Origin of the sequence: Ochrobactrum sp. S1502_03 (genome assembly GCF_044435015.1) — a bacterium.
Classification (GTDB): Bacteria; Pseudomonadota; Alphaproteobacteria; order Rhizobiales; family Rhizobiaceae; genus Brucella; species Brucella chromiisoli.
On sequence record NZ_JAYEXN010000046.1, the window covers coordinates 1 to 22,529 of the forward strand.

Sequence of the window (22,529 nt, forward strand, 5' to 3'; positions counted from 1 at the left end):
TTCTTCCGAAGCGTGGGTCTACATCGCAAACATACGCTTCCTCACGCGGCGCATCGCAAGAGCCTGATATCGTTAAATTCATTATGATTCAGGCTCTTAGAAAATTGGATTTCAACTTAATGCACATGAATGTTCCAACTAGTTCTTTGCTCTCCAGCGTTACGGATTTGGCTGAAGGGAAATCTCTTGCAACCTGGAATGTTCAAGGAGCAGTGAACCTCGAAAATACATTTCTTCCTGTTCCCCGAGCTCAGACAACCACGGTAACGCGCATGTTTTTAACCACTCTTAAAACGTGGATTGTCGGTTTTCGGCGCGGTCAAACCTTTGCATCCTATCCCCAGAGGCCAATGATTCAGTTTGTCGGGAATATTGTTGCAGTTATAGGCCCGTGCCGTGTGCTTGCGCGATGCGCTGTTGAGCGGGCCGGAACGGCTGATCGCAAACGTTCACGAGAAACTGGACCCTTGGCGATGTTCTAGAAGAGCTTTGGCAAACATTGGCAATTGGGCAGAGCTGTATCGTAGACTCGGAAAGCTCGAGCCTGAATAATCTGGAATTGCGCCGTCGCAACCGCTTTAAATGTATGAACTTCAGGAACAGACAATGTCTGCAATAATGGAATTAAATCAGCAGACACTCTTCACAATCAATGCACTTTGGCTTGTGGTTTTTGCGATTGCCTTCGCATTTGCGGGACTTGAAAGGAGGGACCGTTATTACTGGCTATACATGGTGACATCGAATATTATTTTCGCTGTTGCATTTTTCATCTTCTCAAAGGAAATTGGCGGAAGTACCGCTGATGTTTTTTTTCCTAATTTACTGCTGTTTGTTGGTCTTTGTTTTCGGTGGATTGCCATCCGCGAGTTTTTTCATCATTCGACTTCATTGGTGAAGATGACACTGCTGCCTTTGGCTGCAATTTTCACCTTCATATCCTGGCCGCTGCTGGGCAACAGCACAGTTTTTGGCATCATAAATCTGCTCATATCGATACAGATCCTCGCAATTATATGGTCAATCGCCACCGAACGGGAAGTTTTGAAATCGAAATGGGGGTTGATCGCCAGCTATGCTGTTCTCATAATTTCTTCCTTCTTGCGCGCACTCCAGGGCTGGTTCTTCGAACCATCCATGGAATCGTTGTTGCCTGCCGATATTTTTTTGCAACTCAATCTCATTACTGCCGCAATCCATATTGGCGCGAGTGGCGCTTTTTCCCTGTTGATCGCTTATGAGCGCAGCATGAACAATCTGCGTGAGATAGCGCTGCGTGATCCCCTGACTGGGCTTCTTAATAGATGGAGCATTGAGACGGTCGCCAATCCGGGCGCAGGAAAAACTTATTCCGGTCTGGTTTCCGTTATCATGATCGATATCGATTACTTCAAGCGGATAAACGACACTTATGGCCATGCCGTCGGTGACGCTGCTTTAAAACATTGTGCAGAGCTTATAAAAGATACATTTTCGAACGATAATTTGCTGGCGAGGGTCGGCGGTGAAGAATTCATGATTTTAGCTCCCGGGCAGTCATCGATTTCCAGTGAGCAGCAATGCAAGGAGTTGCGCAAAAAACTTGCCGAAGACCCATTTAGACATCGTGGGCGGGCAGTACCGTTTACCATAAGTATTGGTATTTGCAGTGGGCATGTAAATACACGTGCAGAATTTGATGTCATATGGAATAGCGCCGATAAGGCTCTTTACGATGCAAAATCTTCAGGCCGTGACGTAACCAGGATCGCAGAGCCTTTATGATAATAAACGTAACAATACGATGCTCTTTGGATCCGCATATGCGTAAGCAGATCGTTGCGAGCTATCTCCAGCTTCAACAGGTGCGGTGACTTTCAAGACATTGGGGCGCCGTATCAGTCCTGAATGCCCGAAGAATGAAGAGCAAGCCCTCCATAAAGCCCTGACGTTACGCCACAAGATCAATCCCGGCTTTATTCGTACTTCAATGGCGATTGTGCGCAGCAAATCGATAAGTTGCACGCGCTCGCCATGATACGGCTCCTACGAGGCGAAACTTAACGAAACCTCACGACGCGCAAAGACATTAGAATATTATTCTATTTTTGGTGTGCAATTATTTTATTTATTGCTTGTTGAGGATTGTCTCCAATGGGATTAACAAGACTTATAAACCCCTATTGAAGACCTCTAGCGTCAAAGTGCAAAGCATGTCTCACCAGAAGAGCCCGATCATTTCTCTACAGCCTTCGCGGCGCCAGTTTCTCAGCATGTCGGCCAGTGCAGCTATCGCAACCGGTATGGGAATGACCGCTACGGGTTTGCTGTTGCCCTCACAGGCGCGCGCGCAGGACATGCAGCCGCGCAAGGGCGGCAATCTGGTAATCGCCATGCATTCGGCATCAAGTTCCGATCATCTTGATCCCGCATCCTACACAATGGCCTATATGTATACTGTCGGCTTCCAGCTCTTCAACACATTGCTGGAACTTGGCCCCGACGGAAAACTTACGGCCGCTTTGGTGGAAAGCTGGGAACCAGCAAATGCAGATGCCAGCAAGTGGATATTCCGCCTTCGCAAAGGTGTGACATTCCATAACGGCAAAGAACTCACTGCAAAGGACGTGGTTTATTCGCTCAATCATCACCGGGGAGACGACACCAAATCAGGTGGCAAGGGTGTGTTGCTCGCCGTAACCGATATTGTTGCTTCGGACACGCATGAAGTGACCGTCACGCTGAATGCAGGCAATGTCGATTTTCCGGCTGCTTTCGTCGATTATCACCTTGGCATCGGACCGGATGGCGAAGACTTCGATAAAGGCATTGGCACTGGCGCATTTATTCTGGAAGATTTCCAGCCCGGTATCCGCGCGTTGACGCGCCGCAATCCGAATTACTGGCACCCGGACCGTGCAAATGTCGATTCCGTTGAAACCATCGCAATGGACGATACGACTGCACGTATGGCGGCGCTGATGAGTGGTCAGGCACATATTATCAATGCGGTCGAACCACGCATGGTCAGTCATCTGAGCGCGCGTCCGGACATTCAGATTTTACGCACGCCCGAAAATTCGATGTATTGCTTTCCGATGCGCACGGATTCCGAGCTTCTGAAAAACAATGATCTGCGGCTTGCGCTCAAATATGCGATTGACCGCGAAGAACTGCAGAAAAGCCTGCTCGTCGGAACGGGTGCGGTCGGCAACGATCATCCGATCCCATCATGGAACGCCTTGTATGCAAAGGATATTCCGCAACGCGCTTATGATCCTGAAAAAGCAGCGTTCCATCTGAAAAAATCAGGTTTCTCTGGTTCTATCCCACTTAGCGTTTCAGACAACGGCTTTACCGGTTCGGCAGATGCAGCCCAGCTTTATCAGGCATCTGCGGCTAAAGCCGGCATTACCATTGATGTCGAGCGCGTACCATCGGATGGCTATTGGGATGAAGTCTGGCTGAAAAAGCCGTTTGTGGCATCCAACTGGTCGGTGCGCCCAACCGCCGATGCAATGCTTTCAATGCTGCTGCAAAGCGGTGCTCCGTGGAATGAAACAGGCTGGAGCAATGAGACATTCGACAAACTGCTTGCTGCATCCCGTATTGAACTTGACGAAGCCAAGCGCAAACAAATTTATCACGACATGCAAGTGCTGATCGTGGACGATGGTGGCGAGCTGATCCCTGTGTTCACCGACAATCTTGCAGCAGCCAGCGGCAAAGTGAAGGGCTATGTATCCGTTCCCGGTGGTGGTGACATGAGCGGCTATCGACTGGCCGAAAAAATTTGGCTTGAAGAATAAGGTAACGGGTTAGCGACCGTCTTTTTAGTAATCCGAATAAGAGTCTTGGCAGAGAGGCGTCGAAGGGCTAACACCATCGGCGCCTTATAATGCAGCAAGATTGCATGGCGGACTTTCAACCACTCGCCTTCACTGATCGCCTATGACCTGGACCGCCAATGACAGACGTGCCAACACACCAATCACAAACGGTAATCACGACAGCAGCGGATAAACGCCAGCGATATTCGATTGGATTTATGCGTAAAAACACGCTTTTTGGTTTGGTTGTCCGACGCATCCTTCTTGGCATTGCGCTTTTGTGGGCAATTTCCGTCGTTATCTTTGCCGGAACGCAGATTTTGCCGGGCGACGTTGCAACAGCAATGCTGGGGCAGCAGGCAACCCCACAGGCCGTTGAAAATATCCGCAAGGAACTGGGGCTGGAAAGACCCGCTGTCCAACGCTATGCTGAATGGCTTGGCGATGCGGTTCAAGGGGATCTTGGACGCAGCTATTCCAACAGGCAGAATATTGCGAAAAGCATAGGACCGCGTCTGTCCAATACGCTTTATCTGGCAGCGATGGCAGCCCTGTTCGCTATTCCACTCGCCTTGGTGCTGGGGGTGGTTTCAGTTCTCTATGCGGGGACTGCAATTGATCGCGGCATTGCTGTGGCAACGCTTGGCACCATATCGCTGCCCGAATTTTTCGTAGCCTATATATTAATCGCCTATTTTGCGATTTCGCTCGGGCTTCTGCCATCAAGCGCCCTTGTCAACTCATCAATGAGCGGTTGGCAGCGGCTGACCGCAATTGCTCTACCCTGTATGACGCTGGTGATTGCTGTAACCGGGCATATGGTCCGTATGACACGTGCATCGCTGCTTGCCGTGATGTCATCACCCTATATCGAAACCGCCCAGCTCAAAGGCTTGCCACGCTGGCGCATTCTTCTCAAACACGCCCTGCCCAATGCGCTTTCACCTGTCATCAATGTGATCGCACTCAACCTGGCTTATCTCGTTGTTGGTGTGGTGGTAGTCGAAGTGATCTTTGTTTATCCGGGCATGGGCCAATATATGGTCGATCATGTCGCCAAGCGTGATGTACCGGTGGTGCAGGCCTGTGGTCTTATTTTCGCGGCTGTCTATATCGGCCTCAATATCATTGCGGATGTCATTGTCATTCTGACCAATCCACGGTTGAGGCATCCACGATGAAAAAACACAGACAAGGTTCGCGGTTGCTTGCTGCTATCGGCTTTGGTGGCATCGCCTTCTTCCTATGCGTCGCCATCTTCGCCAACTGGCTCGCACCCCATCCTATCTCGGAAGTGGTCGGTACCGTCTGGCAAGGACCATCGCGTGAGGCGCTGCTTGGAACGGACAATATCGGCCGCGATCTTCTGTCCCGTCTCATCTGGGGCACCCGATTGACATTATCGATTGCAGCAGCCGCGACAATGCTTGCCTTTCTGATCGGTGTGCCGCTCGGCTTTCTTGCGGCCTTGGCGCGCGGATGGCCGGACCAATTGCTGTCGCGCGGCAACGACCTGCTCATGGCGATACCCACGCTTATTTTTGCGCTGGTTGTATTGGCCGTTCTACCCAAAAGCGTCTTCATTCTGATAGCCGTGATGGCGGTGCTGGAAGCGACCCGCGTTTTCCGCGTCAGCCGCGCTATCGCTCTTGATATTGTGGTTTTGGATTTCGTCGAAATTGCACGCCTGCGCGGGGAGAGCAAACGCTGGATTATCTTCAATGAAGTTCTGCCCAATGCATTGTCACCCTTGTTGGCAGAGTTTGGGCTGCGCTTCGTTTTTTCGATCCTGTTTCTTTCCACTTTGTCTTTTCTGGGGCTTGGCGTGCAGCCGCCGATTGCCGACTGGGGCAGTCTGGTCAAGGAAAACAAGGATGGGCTGATGTTCGGCGTATTTGCGGCCCTTATTCCCGGTGCAACCATTGCTCTGCTTGCGATCAGCGTCAATTTTGTTGTCGACTGGATTTTGCAGCGCACGTCCAGCCTGAAGAAAGGCGTGCAAAACAATGGCTGATCAGGACACAAGCCCACTGCTGAAAATTGATGGCCTGAAAATCAGCGCGGGTGAAACACTTGTCGTTGATGGCGTTGATCTGACGCTGGAAAAAGGCCGGGTGCTTGGGCTTATCGGGGAATCGGGTGCCGGCAAATCGACCATCGGTCTTGCAGCTCTTGGCTTTGCGCGCGGTGGTCTTGAGATTACGGGCGGAACCATCACGCTGGATGGGCAGAACATTCTTTCCCTGTCCCGTAAAGATACGCAGAAACTGCGTGGCTGCCGCATTGCCTATGTCGCACAATCCGCTGCTGCCGCTTTCAATCCAGCGCACAAGCTGATTGATCAGGTTACCGAGGCCGCGGTCTGGCATGGTTTGATGAAGCGCACGGAAGCCAAAGCCCGCGCAATCGAACTTTTCACCTTGCTTGGTCTGCCCGACCCGAAGCATTTTGGCGAACGCTATCCGCATCAGGTATCAGGCGGACAGCTTCAACGTGCGATGACGGCAATGGCGCTCTGTGCCAGGCCTGATCTTGTAATCTTTGATGAACCAACGACTGCGCTTGATGTCACAACACAGATTGAAGTTCTGATTGCCATTAAGAGAGCGATTGAAACAACCCACACTGCAGCGCTTTATATCTCCCATGATCTGGCCGTCGTCGCCCAGATTGCCGACGACATTATGGTATTGCGTCATGGACGCATGGTTGAAACAGGCTCTGTTCGCGCAATTTTCGATGCGCCGCGCGAAGACTACACGCGTCAGCTAGTTGCTGTTCGCCAGAAGGAAATAGAAGGGAAGCCCCAAACATCCGCCCCCCTTCTCTCTATTGCCAATATTTCTGCCGCCTACGACCCGGCAACACCGGTGCTCAAGGCGGTTACGATAGATCTCGCGGAAGGTCAGACCTTGGCTATCGTGGGTGAATCCGGCTCCGGCAAATCGACGCTGGCACGCGTGGTCAGCGGCCTTCTTCAGCCCTCCGGCGGAGACATCCGTTTCGACGGGGCGCAGCTACCGCCAAGCGTGGATCAGCGGTCGAAAGAAACGCTGCGGAATATCCAGATGATCAGCCAGTTGCCCGATCTCGCACTCAACCCGCGTCGTACCATCGCCGATATTATCGGCAGGCCGTTGCAGTTTTACTTCCGCATGGGACGTGAGGAACGTCGAAACGCCGTTCATGAGTTGCTTGAGTTGAATGAGCTGCCACGAACTATTCTGGATCGCTATCCGGCAGAATTGTCGGGCGGTCAGAAGCAGCGGGTTTGTATCGCGCGTGCCCTTGCCGCGCGCCCCAAGTTGCTTTTGTGCGACGAACCAACCTCTGCACTTGATCCACTGGTGGCGGAAGGCATTCTCGACTTGCTGCGTCGGATACAAAGCGAGACGGGCACGTCTTATCTTTTTGTCACACATGACCTCGCAATCGTTCGTGCCATTGCCGACAAAATTGCCGTCATGCATCAGGGATCCGTGGTGCGCTATGGCTTGAAGGCAGACGTCTTAAGCCCACCCTATGACGATTACACCGCAAAGCTTCTGGCCTCCGTTCCGCAAATGAAGCCCGGCTGGCTGGATAGTATCATTGCCCAGCGAACAGATGTTGCCGCGATGAATAACAACAAGGACATAAAATGATGAGCAAGAAGACAATCATTCTCGACGGGGGCATGGGCCGCGAATTGGAGCGCGTTGGTGCGCCTTTCCGCCAGCCGGAATGGTCGGCGCTCGCTCTCATGGAAGCGCCGCAGTTTGTTCGTCAGGTGCATGATGACTATATCGCCGCTGGTGCAGATGTCATCACCACCAACAGTTATGCAGTCGTGCCTTTTCACATTGGTGAAGACCGTTTCGCAGCACAAGGCCACGCACTCGCTGCCCTCTCCGGCACAATCGCACGCGACGCGGCCAATGCAGCCAGCCGCGATGTGAAAGTAGCCGGTTCATTGCCGCCGGTTTTTGGATCTTATCAGCCAGAGCTTTTCGATCCTGCGCGTGCGGGAGAACTGCTCAATGTGCTGGTGGATGGGCTGTCCCCATCCGTTGACCTCTGGCTTGCAGAAACCCAAAGCAGCCTCATCGAAGTGAAAGCCGCCCATGAAGCGATCCGCGCGACAGGAAAGCCATTCTGGATTTCCTATACATTGCGGGATGATATCGCGCCCGATGCCATGACAGAAGCGCAGCTTCGTTCTGGTGAATCGGTTGCCGATGGAGCAAGGCTTGCAGCCGAACTGGGTGCAGAAGCCCTTCTTTTCAACTGTGCGATGCCTGAAGTGATGGATGCAGCAATCATCGCGGCAAAACAGGTCTTTGATGCGTTGGGCAAGGATATTCCAGTGGGTGTTTATGCCAACGCATTTCCGTCCCAGCAGGGCGATGAAGAAGCCAACGCAAAAGTGACCGAAATTCGCGCAGACCTTGATCCCGATGCCTATGGGGCATGGGCAACGCGCTGGGTCAAGAACGGTGCAGGCATTATTGGCGGATGCTGTGGCATTGGCACCAATCATATCCATGCATTATCGAACCGATATCTCTGCGCATAAAATAAAAGGGCGGCCTGGGAGCGCCAATCTGATAAAATCAGATTGAAAAGCACTCTACGCCGCCCACTTCATTTCAGGACAAAATGCGCGCAGCAGCAAGCGACAGCGCAACAACGCCATTGGCAATGCAGCGTTCGTCAGGCTGATAATCGGAATTATGCAGCTTGTCGTCGCGACCTTGCTGTGCTGCACCAATGCCAAGCTGGAACGAAGGCACTCTTTCACCAACCAATGCGAAATCTTCTGCGCCAAGGCTCCCCCCGCGCTTGAAAAACACATCACCATAATGCTCGCGAATGACCGCTCCGGTGGTCTCGATCAAATAGGAATCCGACACCATCGATGGCACTCCGCGTACATAGTTGATGGCACAGCGCACACGTAATGACGCTTCAAGCCCCCCACAAATGCGGCGAACGGCTGCTTCGATAATATCGCGTGCGCCACGGTCCTGACAGCGCACGGTCCCCATGATGGCGACAGAATCCGGGATGATATTATGCGTGTGACCACCATGGATTGAGCCGATCGTTAAAACAGCGGCCAGCATCGGATCGACTTCACGCGAGACAATCGTCTGAAGCTGCGTGATGAGCTGTGCGGTTGCAACAATGGGATCCACTGCCTGATGCGGTCGTGCTGCATGGCCGGATGCGGCATGAACCGTAATATCGAACTCGTCGGAAGATCCGTTAGCGACACCTTCAACGAAGGTGAAAGTGCCTGTTGGCTCATCCGGGTGGTTATGGAAACCCAGAGCATAATCGACACCATCGAGAATACCATCGGCAATCATGGCGCGCGCACCACTTTCCTGCGTTTCCTCGGCTGGCTGAAACATGAGTTTCACATTTCCGCTCAGACGTGGCGCAATGTCTTTTAAAACCTTGCCAATACCGATGAGTGTTGCTGTGTGCAGATCATGTCCGCAGGCATGCATTTTTCCGGGATACTGGCTTGCGAAAGGAAGATCTGTCTGCTCCTCAATCGGCAGTGCATCCATATCGGCGCGGATCAGCAATGTGGGGCCTGGACGCCCGCCTTTTATCCAACCAACCACACCGGTGCGACCAACACCGGTTTGATGCTCAATTCCCAGACTTTCCAATTCGCGTGCAACAACGCCTGCAGTGCGCTCAACGTCGAACCCTGTTTCAGGATGCGCATGAATGTCGCGACGAATTTCAATCAGATGAGGATCAATCTCATCGGCAAGCTTTTGCACCAATGATGAAAGATCGTTCAACAGATTTGGATCGGATTGGGTAGTCATTTATGCATCCAGTTTTTCAAGATAAATCTGATTAAACCGCAACCCGGCTGATGACCAGTTCAAATCAATTCGATCGCCATTTTTTAATCCGCAGTGACTTTAATCATATCATTGCGTGCCTGAAATTTTCGCCAGATCCGTTCTGACTTGATTGTTTTGCATACGGTTTCCGCCATCAAGTTATCGCAACAGTTTCCTTTGCCGCGCATGAATGCAAGCGGCGGCGGTATGCTTTGAAAACAAAACACCCGTCTGAAGAAATTTGTTGCAGGACGTCATACGCCGAAAACTGTAAGGCCTGCTCGGAAACGTGATCTGGTGGGAAGAATGCTTGTCGACTGGAGAATATCAATCCGACGTGCGTGCTTGTCGTTCGGGTTCCGCAGATCACCACAAAGAGCCTTTGACATATCTGCCGACCTCCATCGACAGATAATTTGAATCAAAAACAAGCTGATTTGCAAAGCCGTCCGGTTCATTGAGATAAGGAAACGCTCCAAACAAACTCGCTGTTCTTTACCGCCGTGGCAAGCATTTTCTGAGGAAATATCATCCAACCGGACCTTATCATAAGAAAACGTGCCCCCAACACACTGGCGATCCGGTGGAATTGCAGTTAATGGCCTTTCGATAAACATCTTACGAGGGGTCCATGTCCTATTTTCCAAAGTGGCATCTAACCAGGAACAGCACGGTGCTGCCCGACGAACGGCTTCCAACGACAGCGGCCGTTCCGATGGGCATTCAGCATCTGCTGGCCATGTCCGGCTCTACGATCGTTGCACCATTGCTGATGGGCTTTGATCCAAATGTCGCCGTCTTTTTCTCCGGCATCGGAACACTCATCTTCTTCCTAATGACCGGTGGTCGCGTGCCAAGTTATCTTGGTTCGTCCTTCTCTTTCATCGCGGTGGTGATTGCCGTCACCGCCTATTCCGGTAGCGGTCCCAATCCGAACATCGCACTCGCTCTTGGCGGCATCATCGCCTGCGGTGCACTTTATGCCGCAATAGGGCTGGTGGTCATGGCCATAGGCTCCGGCTGGGTCGAGCGTCTGATGCCGCCCGTCGTCACAGGCGCCATCGGCGTCGCCATCGGGCTCAATCTCGCACCCGTAGCAATCGGCCAGCTTAAAGGCTCTGGCGCGCATATGGCAATCGCACTGCTGACCGTGCTTTGCATGGCAATGATTTCTGCCTATGGCTCGCTTGCAACCAAGCGCGTTGCCGTGCTGCTGGCGCTGTTGTTCGGATATTGCCTTGTGCTGATTTTCGGCAATGGCCTCGGCTTTGTTCCGGGCATCGATTTTGCCGCTGTGGGTGCCGCTCCATGGTTTGGCCTGCCCGCCTTCACGGCACCTGTTTTCACATGGCCTGCGATCACGTTGATCGCGCCGGTGGCGATCGTTCTGGTTGCTGAAAATCTCGGCCATATCAAAGCGCTTGGCGCTATCACCGGACAGAGCATGGACCGTTATATCGGGCGCGGCTTTTTTGGTGACGGCATTGCCACAATGATTTCAGGTTTCGGTGGCGGCACAGGTGTCACGACCTATGCTGAAAACATTGGCGTGATGGCCATGACCAAGGTCTATTCGACACTGATTTTCGTCATTGCTGCCGTTGTAGCGATTGCACTTGGCATGTCACCCAAATTCGGTGCAATGCTGCATACCATCCCCGCGCCGGTTCTGGCTGGTCTTGCGGTCTCGGTCTTTGGCCTGATTGCCTCGGCAATGGCGCGCATCTGGGTCGTTAACAAGGTTGACTTCTCCGATCCGCGCAATCTCTTCACTGTTGGCGTAGCACTCATTTTCGGTGCGGGTGACTTCACCCTCAATATTGGAAATTTTGCGCTCGGCGGAATTGGTACATCAACCTTTGCGGCTCTGGTGCTGTACCAACTTCTGAGCATTGGTCGCAAAAGCGACAAACCTGCTTAAAATCAAGCTGCGCAAAGCTATCAAAGCTTTGCGCAGCCTCCGAATTGGCACAGAAACAGCGATACCCTTTGATCTTACGTCAAATCGAGATGAGCTTTCAGCGGCATATCATCGTGAACAGAGACTGTTTGTCGCTCAATCATGCGATGCACGAGAGGCGGCGTTGCGCCCTTGTGAAGAGCAAGCAGTCTTTCTGACACTTCCGCATCCGATTGTGTGCGCCGTTGATTATGACGCACATATTCGACCCATGTCGGAACATGATAGCTCTCGGTCCATATTTCCGGATTTTCCAAATCACGCAGCAGCGCCCATTGCCGCGCACCATCGCGAATGCGGATACGGCGCCGCAACGCCATTGCCTCAAGAAATGCCCGGACATCTTCCTGTGCGATCTTATAATCAACCATGATCATGATCGGACCGCTGCGCGAACGCAAATCCAGGCGCAATTTCGGCTCACTGAAACGATTGAGCGGGTCGAGATTAAGCGATTCAAAATCCGGCTGCGGCAGAAGAATGCCGATCAACGCGCCAAACAGCAACACACCTGCCGCAACCATCAGCGCAAATGGCACCCCAAAACCGTCCGCCACGGAACCCCAGAGCCAGCTCCCTGCCGCCATGCCGCCAAAAGTGGCTGTTTGATAAAATGCCAATGCACGTCCCACCACCCATCGTGGCGTGGAAAGCTGCACAGTCACATTGAAAAGCGAAAGCGCGAGCACCCAGGACAGGCCAGCAGGGAACAGGAAAATACAACTCAGCCAAATGCTGCGGCTGAGCGACAGCAAGACACAGCTGATTGCAAAAGTGGTAAAGGCAGCGCGTACGAGCCACTCATTGCCAAGATATTCGCGCAACCGGGCGCTTGAAAGCGCGCCGCCAATGGCACCGATGCCAAAAAAGCCAAGCATAATACCATATGTGAGCGCTGTACCGTCAACAAGATCCCGCGCCACAAGTGGCAAAAGGGCCAGAATAACAATCGCCGACAGGCCAAACAAAAAGCCACGAAACATAACCTTTAGAAGGCTTGGCGACATAGCCACATAGCGCAGACCGGCAACCATTGCAGGCCCCAGTGTTTCGCGCGGCAAAGTCGATTTGGTTATCTGCGGTTGCCAGCGCCAGAGCGCCAGAATAAGCGCGCAATAACTAAAGGCATTGAAAATGAAGGCAAAGGCTGCGCCAGCGATTGCGACAATCGCACCACCAATTGCCGGTCCAATGCTGCGCATCAGGTTAAAGCTCATGGAATTGAGAGCCACAGCCGCTGGCAAATCCGCTCTCGGAACAATATCGCCCATCGACGCCTGCCATGATGGGTTATGCAACGCTCCACCACATCCAATGAGAAAGGTGAAGCCAAGCAACATCCACGGTGTCAGCATGCCAAGATAGGCAAACGCCGCAAGTGCTACAGAAATGAACAACAGCAGGGTTTGCGCAGTGAGCATAATACGGCGGCGATCAAAATTGTCAGCCAGCGCACCCGCCGCTACAGAAAATATCATCACAGGCAACGTGGTGGAAGCCTGAACCAGCGCAACCATATCGTCAGAGTTCGCGATGGTTGCCATCATCCAACCCGCGCCAACGGTTTGCACGAGGCCGCCAAGATTTGAAAACAACGTTGCAGACCACAAAGCGCGAAAAGTTCCATATTGAAACGGCGCCAGGGGGGAGTTTTTTTGCGGCATTCGGACGAACCTCCATCCTCAACCAATACTTTAGATGATATCTAAATAGCCACCAAACAATAATTAAATTCAGGGGGGCGCTTTTCTATATGGATAAACCGGATCAGCGCTCTTCACCCAAGTATCGGTCCGCATGGTTCGTAGACGCTTGGTTCAACCCTTGTGGCGCTTAAAGATTTTAAGGCCTGCTGCGCCAGTCTCTGAGCGCTTGGGAAGTCTTGAGCGCGGCAAGGTGTCAGGCAACCTGCCCCGCGCACCAGCCGGACGACCACGCCCACTGAAAATTGTAACCACCGAGCCAGCCCGTAACATCGACCACCTCACCAATGAAATAGAGGCCGGAAACACCCTTGGCCTCCATGGTTTTGGATTCAAGATCGCGCGTGTCCACACCACCCAAAGTCACTTCCGCGGTGCGATAGCCTTCAGAACCGGCTGGCTTTACATGCCAGTCATTCACCGCAGCAGCAACACGCCGCAGCACGGTGTCTGAAAAATCCGCGAGGTTGTTTGCAGGAAAATCTGCCGCAATAAGCTGCGCCAGCTTTTTGGGGATGAAAAATGAAAGTGCCGTTTGCAGCGCCTGCTTGCCATTTTTTGAACGCTGATCGCGCAGGGCGTCAAACAGATCCGTCTTTGGCAGCATAGAGATAGCGATTTCGTCTCCCTCGCGCCAGTAAGACGAAATCTGCAAAATAGACGGTCCGCTGATACCGCGATGCGTAAACAGCATGGCTTCAGCGAATTTCGTCTTCTTGCAGGAAACAACTGCATCAACAGCAATACCGGCCAAGGGCTTCAGGCGTTCAAGCAAATGCGGCTCAAAAGTCAGCGGCACCAGCCCCGGACGCGTCTCAACAAGACGCAGACCAAACTGCCTGGCAATGTCATAGCCGAAGCCCGTCGCTCCCATTTTGGGAATGGATTTTCCACCGGTGGCAATAACCAGAGACTGCGCAGCAACGCTTCCGCCTGAATGCCTGACCACAAAACCGCGCTCAGTCTTTTCAACTTTTTCGATGGAGGTTTCGAGCTGCAAACGAGCGCCATACTGCTTCATTTCATCAAGCAGCATAGCGATAATCTGCGCTGCTGACCCATCGCAGAAGAGCTGTCCAAGCGTCTTTTCGTGATACGCAATGCGATGCCTTTCTACCATCTTGATAAAATCGCGCTGCGTATAGCGACTTAAGGCAGAAATACAGAAATGCGGGTTTTGCGACAGAAAATTTTTCGGGCTCGCATGGATATTGGTGAAATTGCAGCGTCCGCCACCGGAGATGCGGATTTTGTCGCCGGGCTTTTTCGCATGATCAATAAGGAGCACCGAACGGCCCCGTTTTGCAGCCTCTATCGCGCACATCATGCCAGCAGCGCCAGCGCCTATCACCAAAACATCGACGCTTTGCAAAAAACAACTCCAATCGAAAGATAAGCGCTGTGATTCATTGAAATCGAAACGCGCCCTAAGCGCGCAACATATTGCCGGAAATCACAAGCGCAAGGCGTGTTTTTGAGTTTTTAAACAATAGAGGTTAGAAAGAAACAGAGTCGGTCGATTTGTGCCGAACGGGGGCATCATTTGAAAATTTTTATGACTTCATATACTGATAATGAAGATGGAGGCTCTCGCTTTCTCGGCGGCCCGATCTTCTGGATGCTGCTTGTCCTGCTTGTGCTGGTGGGCTTGTTAAGCATCGCACTGACAGTGCCAATCGGCGCGATGTATTGGGATACTTATCTTTATCTCGACGCGGCCCAACGTATAAATACCGGGCAGATCCCGTCCGTGGATTTTTCCACGCCTGGTGGTCCACTCGGATATTATCTTTTCACCTGGGGCATAACGCTTTTCCCGCATGCACAAACTCTGCTGCTTGCGCAATGGTCGTTGCTCGCAGTGGCAGCACCACTGATGATTATCATCATCGCCGATGTGGACAGAAAAAGCCGCATGCTGGCTTTTGCACTTCTCATTCCCTTTCTGGTTTTCGCGGTTTGTCCGGTCAATGTGCAGACCTATACGTCCTATCCGGGGCTGGATGGCTTTGGTATCTATAACCGACAGGTGTCAGTACTGCTTTATGTGCTGATCTGCGGACTGATATTCATTGCTGATGGCCGCAAGCTCGCAGCCATTTGTGCAGTGGCCATGCTGGCGCTGTTTCTGACAAAAATAACCGGGTTTCTGGTCGGCGGTCTTTTTTGCCTCACCGCACTTCTGGCGGGGCATATTTCAATCAAAAACATTCTGATTGCAGCATTTGTCACCCTCATCGCTCTGGGGGCGCTCGAATTAAACCACCACTTGATTTCAGCCTATATTGCCGACGTCGGACAGCTTCTTGCCCTGAACAAAGGGGCGCTGCTGCCGCGCTTTCTGACAGTTGTTTCCGGTAAGCTCGATGTCATTTTACCAGCAGCAATACTGGTACTGGTGCTATTCTGGGTTGAAACCACACGCGGTATAACCTCTCGCCGGTTTTTCGATCGCAGTTCCGTTTGGATTGCCATTGTCCTTCTGGGCGGCACCATTCTGGAAACACAAAACACCGGCAGTCAGGAATTCATTTTCATATGGCCCGTTTTGCTGATGATCTATCAGCGTCTCAGACCTATTCAAAGCAAAGCAAAAATCGCGTTCATCGCGCTTTCTGCCTTTTGCGTCATACCGGCTTTCAGCACGGTAACGTATAGAACTTTGCGCACGATTGCCGTGGCACCAACTTATATTCAGCCACCGGTAACTGAGCTTAAAAACATGCGTCAGGTGTCAACCAAACCCGACATCATGGAGCGTGCAAGATTACTTCCAGAACATTATGCCGCGTATTTCGCACCCTATGAAGCACTGGGAAAACAGGGACAATTGCCAAGCTGGCGGCTGTATTCTGAGCTTGATTATCAAATGTACTGGCTCATTTCGGTTAATGAAGCCGTCAAGGCCTTCAAACAATTTGAAGCCGAAACAGGCCTGCATCTGAACACGCTGATGGCACTTGATTTCACCGATCCGTTTCCATGGCTGCTGAACCGCAAGGCAACGCGCAAAATCCAGATCGGTGCAGACCCATTTCGCACCGTCCCGGCAATGACACCGGAAACCAAAGCCGCGGTGGAAGCAACCGACGGCGTGTTGCGTCCCAAATGCCCGATGACGTCATCGCGCTGGGCTTTGCAGGAAATTTATGCGGATGCGCTTAAAGATCGCGACGTGGTGCCGCTCAACGCATGTTGGGATTTGCTGGTGCGCCCAGGCATTCTCAAAGAAAAGGCCGGGTAAAATCCCGGCCTTTTCACTTTACTTAATCTGCGCTTTCACAAAATCTTTGACAATGCGGACAATGCCGCGTCCAAGAACTTCATCAAGTGCCGCTATAAAATCATCAATATGCTGGCGCCCGCAAATCAATGGCGGCTCAAGCCGGATCACATTGCGATTATATTCGGTGAAAGCCACCAGCACCCCATGATCGCGCAAAAGATGACTGCCGATAAAGCCCGGCAACGAGCCTTTCAGCTTGTCATCCAGCATCGCCAGTACAGGGCGCAACACCATTGGCATGGCCTTTGAGAAATCGTGGAACTCAAGCCCCACCATCATGCCTTTGCCGCGCACATCCTTGATGAGCGTTGGATAGCGTTCGTGAAGCTCTTTCAGACGATCCAGCAGATAATCCCCCATTTCAGCCGCGTTGTCGATCAGATGCTCATCGTAAAGCACATTGATCGTCTCAATGGAGGTGATGCAGGATTCGCCAATGCCGCCGAAAGTTGCCATGGCATGGATCATTGCCGTCTTCGGCGTGCCATAGGCTTTCATATAGACGTCGCGTCTGGCAATCATTGCAGCCATAGCCGTCTTGCCGCCACCCAGCGACTTGGCGAGCGCTGTGACATCCGGAATGACGCCGTAATGCTCAAAGGCATAGAACTTGCCAGTACGGCCAAAACCGCACTGCACTTCGTCGGCTACCCACACCACACCATACTGATCACAGAGCTGGCGCAGCTTCTGCCAGAATGCCGCATCGGCCTGAATGATCCCGCCGCCGCCCTGAACGGTTTCAAGAACAATGACACCGATTTCCGGATCGGACCGGAAGGCATTTTCAATGGCATCAATATCGCCAAATGGCACGCGAACGGTGTTATCAACCAGCTTGAACTCACCGCGATAAAGTCCGCCATCAGTGATCGACAACACACCCTTGGTCTTGCCGTGGAAAGAATTTTCAGCATAGACGATCTTCGGCTTCTTCGGCCCTGCGGCGCGTTCTGCAACCTTGACCGCAGCTTCCATGGCTTCAGAACCGGACGAGCCTAAAAACACCATATCAAGATCGCCCGGCGAGCAAGCGGCAATGTCATAAGCGAGGGCTGCTGCATATTGCGACATGAAAGCGATCGCGATTTCGTGCCGCATTTCCTCCTGAAATTTGTGACGCGCTTCGAGAATGCGCGGGTGATTGTGTCCTAATGCCAGCGAACCGAAACCGCCGAAAAAATCGAGAATCTTGCGGCCGTCCTGATCATAATAATACATGCCTTCGGCACGCTCGATTTTCACCTTATGAAAACCCAGCAGCTTCATGAAGTGCAACTGCCCCGGATTAAGGTGCGCGGTGAAAAGCTCTGTCATGCGGGGCAGATCAAGCGCCTTGGCGTCTTCAACGCTCAGCAACTTCGGCTTAGGCGTGGTATTTGTTGTTACAATATTGGTCATGGCCTGTTCTCACGCTGCCTTCGATTCGAGTTTCTTATGATATTCGCTATAGGCTGCGATCAGCATGTCCTCATCGCGATATTGCGGCACCCAGCCGAGTTCGCGCTCGCCCTTTGAAACGTCAAGAATACACATTTCATCAGCAATCAAATATTGCTCCGGGTCCATCAAAGGCTTGTTGAGCCAATCAAGGAAATCCAGCGTACGCTTGACCGCCCATGCCGGTGTCGGCACCAGAATGGATTTCGAGCCGGCGTGCTTGACCAGATCGCCGAGCAATTTGCGCACCGGTGGCGGATTAAGCGATCCAAGGTTATAAACCTCGTTCGGTACACCTGCTTTGAAGGCCGCGTAACAAGCGGACGCACAGTCAAACACAGAAATGAACTGATAAGGATTTTTGCCTGAGCCAATCATCGGCACCGGCAGGTTATTATCAATCAGCTTAAACAGCTTTTCCAGAATACCAAGGCGTCCCGGTCCGATGATCAGGCGCGGACGGAACAGCGAAATATTCATGCCGCGCTTGCGCCATTCCGCAGCCAGTTCCTCGGTTTTCAGCTTCGACAAGCCATATTCGCCCAGCGGATTGCATGGGTGATCTTCTTTCTGCGGCCAGACATAAGTGTGGCCATAAACCATGTCGGTGGTAAAATGAACGAGACGCTTTGCGCCAGCCTCGTCCATCGCCTTGATGATGTTTTCCGTGCCGTAATAATTAACCGGGAAGAAAAAATCGTGACGCTTGGCCCGTACCTGAAGCGGCGAGAGCATTTTGGCCGAAAGATTATAAACCATATCGTCGGCGCGAAGCCCAAGCTTGCGGATGGCTTCCGGGTCGGTCACATCCGTATGCACAAAGGTTGCTTGGCCATAATGCGCGAGATCGCTTTTCACGATATCTGCGACGATCACTTCATGGCCATCAGCGAGAAGCATAGGAGCGAGATAACGCCCCACAAAACCATCCCCACCGAAAATAATATGTCTCATAATCCTGCCCCGACTTTTAAATTTAGACTGACGAACGGTCATAAACCGCCGCGTTCTGTTCGACCTTCGGCGTCTTACCGCTCTGTGCGATCAATACTGTTCCAATGCAGATGAAAGCGATGCCTGCAATTTTGTAGGCACCCAGTTCTTCCTTGAACAAAAGCCACGCGAAAACTGCGACCGCAACATAAGCAAGGCTCAGAAAAGGATATGCGAAAGACAAATCGACTTTTGAGAGCACATACATATGGGATGCCATCGAAATCACGAACATGGTCAAGCCAGCGAAAACCCACGGATTAAAGACAATCTGAAAAATCCGATAAATCAGCGTATCCGCTGTATAGCTGGCATTGCTAAATGTCATCATGCCATATTTGAGCAGAAGTTGTGCTGCCGCATTGGTCATGACCGTAAAAAGAATGAATGGGATATATTTCATTGTCTGTCCCGTGGTTTAATTTTTCAATGCGGTACGCCGCCAGAAATTGGAGCAGAAACGCGCGTCACGCATCTCTTCAAGCTGCTGCCACTCTGGAAAGCCTGCCTTGAATGTCTCCGCACTCATGCGCTGATCTTTGTATGGATTGACACGACCACCGGCTTCTATCGTCATACGGTCAAGAAGGGTGAGCAATTCAAGCGTCTTTTGCCCGCGATTTGGAAAGTCCATTGTCAGGGTATAACCCGGCTTTGGAAATGACATCAGCCCCGGAGAATGCGCATCGCCAAACCGCTTCAACACCGTAAGAAATGATGCCTGCCCTGCTGCCCTGCTTGCATGAAGCATTGCAGGAATGGCGCGCTCCGCCTCTTGAAGAGGGATCACACTTTGATGCTGATAAAGTCCTGCCGGACCGTAAAGCCGGTTCCAGTTGCGCAGGCTATCAAGCGGATAAAAGAACCCCTCGAACCCTGTAAGATGTGGCGCCTGCCTGCGGCGTTTTGCATGAAAATAGAGTGTGTTGAACGCAGTGAGACTCAGTTTGTTGAGCATCGAAAATGGCATCTCGAACGGAACGCCAAGCCGCGCTGCTCTATGATTGACCACGCGCTTGCCATTGACTGCATGATTTCCGGTAATCAGAATCCCGCGCCCTTCTGAACGGCCGCTTGCCAGTTGATCCACCCAGGCAACCGCATATTCATTTTGCTGGTCGGATTCTTCGGCCATCGCGAAATATTCGGGCAGGCTTTTAAAAGGTGTCAGGCGCTCTTCTACATCCAGCGAACCAACCGGCATCAACCGGATGCGGGCATTGAGGATCAACCCTGTCAGGCCCATGCCGCCAATCGTTGCTGAAAAAAGCTCTGCATTTTCTGCGCTTGAGCAGATGTAATGCACACCGTCAGAACGCAACAATTCAAAGCTCTCAACATGGCTCCCGAATGTTCCGCGCAGATGATGGTTTTTCCCATGCACATCATTGGCGATTGCCCCGCCAAGCGTTACAAAGCGCGTGCCGGGCGTCACGGGTAGAAAATAACCATGCTTGGCAACAGCGGCGATAATCTCACTCAACAAAACACCGGATTCCGCTTCAAGAACACCGGTATGCGGATCAAAGCTTACAATCCGCGCACGCGTGCGCATCGGCACAAGCAGCCCTGTGTCATTATGGCAGCTGTCGCCATAAGACCGTCCATTGCCGAATGCGAGCAGACTTTGCGGGCCTTCCAGCCTGGAAAACACATCGTCGAATGCAATTGCGCTTCGCCTATGACGATGAATGCGTCCAAAGCTGTCGAAAGACTGGTCCATCAGCGCATCCCGGCCACAAACAGCAGGCCCGCGCCAATCGCGATCACCAGCTGACTACGCCAGTCATTGGCAAGAAAGACGACCGGATCGTCATCCATTTCCTTGCGGTGCGCCAATATCCAAACACGAATGATGATATAAAGCACGATTGGGACCAGCGGCCAGATCAGCCACGGATAGTTGTAAAGCTGCTGAACGGCGGCACTGTTGACATAAAGTGCTAAAACCACTGCTGCGGTAAAACCAGAAGCAACCCCGCTTTGGCCGACAATATCCAAATCTTCCGGGCGATAGCCGCGACCAGCGATACGGTCTTTTTCAGTTACCGTGGAATTCTGCAGCTCGACATAGCGTTTGACCAGCGCGAGCGACAGGAAGAAGAACATAGCGAATGCCATCAGCCAGAATGACGGAGGAATTTCTGTAACCGTTGCGCCGCCAAGAAGACGCAACGTATAAAGCCCCCCCAAACAGATCACGTCTATCAGCAACATACGTTTGAGCGCCACCGAATAGGCTGTTGTGGCAAGCAGATAAAGACCGATAACCAAGCTGAAAGGCAATGGCAGAAACAAGCATAGTCCGGCCGTGATCATTAACAGCAACAATGAAACTTTCAGCCCGAATGGAATACTGATCGCTCCACTGGCGAAAGGACGTGAGCGCTTTCTGGTATGCTGGCGGTCAAGCGGCAGGTCTACAATATCATTGAGAATATAGATCGCAGAGGCTGCCGCTGAGAACGCAACGAAAGCGAGTACAGAGGACAGAATTATCTCTGGATAGAATATGGTATGGCTGAGAAATGCGGGCACAAAAACCAACAGATTCTTGAGCCATTGGTGAACACGCAGCATTTTAAGATAGGGCTTTATGCCTGTCTTATCGGCCTTGAAAAGGCGGCCGCCATTTTGTTTGTGAAAGCGTGCGGCAGCACGGTCGGGCGCAACGACAATCACCTTGCGCGCAGCCGCAAAGACGGCAATATCAGCGCGATCATTACCGGCATAATCAAAACCGTTCTGGCCAAATTTTTCGCTTAGAAGCTGTGCCTTACGGTGTGAGGACAGATTTGTTTTCCCACTTGTCGCGTAAACACTTTCAAAAATCCCAAGCTCAGTCGCCACAACCTTCGCGAGCGGTTGCGCTGCGGCAGTTGCCAACACCAGCCTGCGACCCAGCGAATGTTCATGACGCAGATATGCGAGAAAATCCTGCCGGTAAGGCAAAAGCGCTGCGTCAATAGAAATACGACTGGCTATCTGCTGCTTGAGATTGGCCTTGCCTGACAACAGCCAGACTGGCAGCAGAAATACAAAAAGCGGGTTTTTCTTAAGAAGAACAAAGACACTCTCCCATAGCAAATCTGTCGCAACGAGTGTGCCATCCAGATCTACCGCTAGCGGGACATCCCGGCTTTTTAGCGGTTTATCCATATTTTGCCCCCTGAAATCATCGCATCCATACCGCTTTCAAAGGCTTCAGACGAGACTCAATCGAAAATTGTTATTGACGAACGGTCTCTACCAGATTGGACTTTAATCAATCGCTACAAAATTAGGTTAATAACACGCTTCTATAGATAAATGCTGGTTTATCTTTTAACCGCATAATATAAGGCAATCATTATCTGCCAATCTGGTCTGCGAATAATGCAACAACGCCTCAGTGCCCGACTCAAAATTCAAGCTTTGCGATACGGCGTGTCATTCGCCTGATGGATGCTATGAACATCCATGCCTCTGCTGAGGCGATAGAGGCTTCCC

At 51.9% G+C, this 22,529-nt stretch carries 16 protein-coding genes and 1 pseudogene; 9 read left to right on the forward strand and 8 right to left on the reverse strand.

Annotation, left to right across the window (positions count from 1 at the left end):
* The 7 genes and pseudogenes from VBH83_RS17785 to VBH83_RS17815 all read left to right on the forward strand — a co-directional run.
* A pseudogene (locus VBH83_RS17785) lies at positions 1 to 482 on the forward strand (hypothetical protein); the annotation flags it as partial.
* Positions 483 to 606: 124 nt separating this feature from the next.
* The gene (locus tag VBH83_RS17790) at positions 607 to 1,764 is read left to right on the forward strand and encodes a GGDEF domain-containing protein (protein ID WP_396998938.1); all 1,158 of its coding nucleotides are present in this window, start codon (positions 607 to 609) and stop codon (positions 1,762 to 1,764) included.
* Positions 1,765 to 2,192: 428 nt separating this feature from the next.
* Entirely contained in the window at positions 2,193 to 3,788 is a 1,596-nt protein-coding gene (locus tag VBH83_RS17795) for an ABC transporter substrate-binding protein (protein ID WP_265985152.1), read from the forward strand.
* Between the two features lie 239 nt (positions 3,789 to 4,027).
* Entirely contained in the window at positions 4,028 to 4,990 is a 963-nt protein-coding gene (locus VBH83_RS17800; RefSeq protein ID WP_265985151.1) for an ABC transporter permease, read from the forward strand.
* Positions 4,987 to 5,823: an ABC transporter permease gene (locus tag VBH83_RS17805; protein WP_265985150.1), complete on the forward strand. Its 837-nt coding sequence runs from the start codon at positions 4,987 to 4,989 to the stop codon at positions 5,821 to 5,823. The genes VBH83_RS17800 and VBH83_RS17805 overlap by 4 nt, the downstream gene beginning before the upstream one ends.
* On the forward strand, positions 5,816 to 7,453 hold the full coding sequence (locus tag VBH83_RS17810; RefSeq protein WP_265985149.1) for an ABC transporter ATP-binding protein: 1,638 nt from the start codon (positions 5,816 to 5,818) through the stop codon (positions 7,451 to 7,453). The genes VBH83_RS17805 and VBH83_RS17810 overlap by 8 nt, the downstream gene beginning before the upstream one ends.
* On the forward strand, positions 7,453 to 8,364 hold the full coding sequence (locus tag VBH83_RS17815; RefSeq protein WP_265985222.1) for a homocysteine S-methyltransferase family protein: 912 nt from the start codon (positions 7,453 to 7,455) through the stop codon (positions 8,362 to 8,364). Before VBH83_RS17810 ends, VBH83_RS17815 begins: the two co-directional genes overlap by 1 nt.
* Before the next feature lie 73 nt (positions 8,365 to 8,437).
* On the opposite strand, the gene VBH83_RS17820 is transcribed toward VBH83_RS17815, so the two are convergent.
* A complete protein-coding gene (locus tag VBH83_RS17820; protein WP_265985148.1) occupies positions 8,438 to 9,637 on the reverse strand; it encodes a M20 family metallopeptidase in 1,200 nt (399 codons plus the stop codon).
* 652 nt (positions 9,638 to 10,289) lie between these two features.
* Here VBH83_RS17820 and VBH83_RS17825 point away from each other — a divergent pair.
* Positions 10,290 to 11,579 (forward strand): solute carrier family 23 protein, encoded by a 1,290-nt coding sequence (locus tag VBH83_RS17825; protein ID WP_265985145.1) that lies wholly within the window; start codon positions 10,290 to 10,292, stop codon positions 11,577 to 11,579.
* Between the two features lie 74 nt (positions 11,580 to 11,653).
* Here VBH83_RS17825 and VBH83_RS17830 read toward each other — a convergent pair whose 3' ends face one another.
* Positions 11,654 to 13,282: an MFS transporter gene (locus tag VBH83_RS17830; RefSeq protein WP_265985144.1), complete on the reverse strand. Its 1,629-nt coding sequence runs from the start codon at positions 13,280 to 13,282 to the stop codon at positions 11,654 to 11,656.
* A gap of 235 nt (positions 13,283 to 13,517) precedes the next feature.
* Positions 13,518 to 14,693, reverse strand: coding sequence for an NAD(P)/FAD-dependent oxidoreductase (locus tag VBH83_RS17835; protein ID WP_265985143.1), 1,176 nt, complete (start codon positions 14,691 to 14,693; stop codon positions 13,518 to 13,520).
* Positions 14,694 to 14,876: 183 nt separating this feature from the next.
* On the opposite strand from VBH83_RS17835, the gene VBH83_RS17840 reads away from it, so the two are divergent.
* Positions 14,877 to 16,565: a hypothetical protein gene (locus VBH83_RS17840; RefSeq protein WP_396998942.1), complete on the forward strand. Its 1,689-nt coding sequence runs from the start codon at positions 14,877 to 14,879 to the stop codon at positions 16,563 to 16,565.
* Between the two features lie 18 nt (positions 16,566 to 16,583).
* Here the strand turns inward: VBH83_RS17840 and VBH83_RS17845 are convergent, their stop codons facing one another.
* Genes VBH83_RS17845 through VBH83_RS17865 form a run of 5 tightly spaced genes read right to left on the reverse strand, consistent with a single transcriptional unit; the run spans position 16,584 to position 22,199 of the window.
* Positions 16,584 to 18,008, reverse strand: coding sequence for an aspartate aminotransferase family protein (locus VBH83_RS17845; RefSeq protein WP_265985142.1), 1,425 nt, complete (start codon positions 18,006 to 18,008; stop codon positions 16,584 to 16,586).
* Between the two features lie 9 nt (positions 18,009 to 18,017).
* On the reverse strand, positions 18,018 to 19,001 hold the full coding sequence (locus tag VBH83_RS17850) for an NAD(P)-dependent oxidoreductase (protein WP_265985141.1): 984 nt from the start codon (positions 18,999 to 19,001) through the stop codon (positions 18,018 to 18,020).
* Between the two features lie 22 nt (positions 19,002 to 19,023).
* Positions 19,024 to 19,443, reverse strand: coding sequence for an EamA family transporter (locus VBH83_RS17855; protein WP_265985140.1), 420 nt, complete (start codon positions 19,441 to 19,443; stop codon positions 19,024 to 19,026).
* Between the two features lie 15 nt (positions 19,444 to 19,458).
* On the reverse strand, positions 19,459 to 20,763 hold the full coding sequence (locus VBH83_RS17860; RefSeq protein ID WP_265985139.1) for an FAD-binding oxidoreductase: 1,305 nt from the start codon (positions 20,761 to 20,763) through the stop codon (positions 19,459 to 19,461).
* Positions 20,763 to 22,199, reverse strand: coding sequence for a UbiA family prenyltransferase (locus tag VBH83_RS17865; protein ID WP_265985138.1), 1,437 nt, complete (start codon positions 22,197 to 22,199; stop codon positions 20,763 to 20,765). Before VBH83_RS17865 ends, VBH83_RS17860 begins: the two co-directional genes overlap by 1 nt.
* Between the last annotated feature and the right edge of the window lie 330 nt (positions 22,200 to 22,529).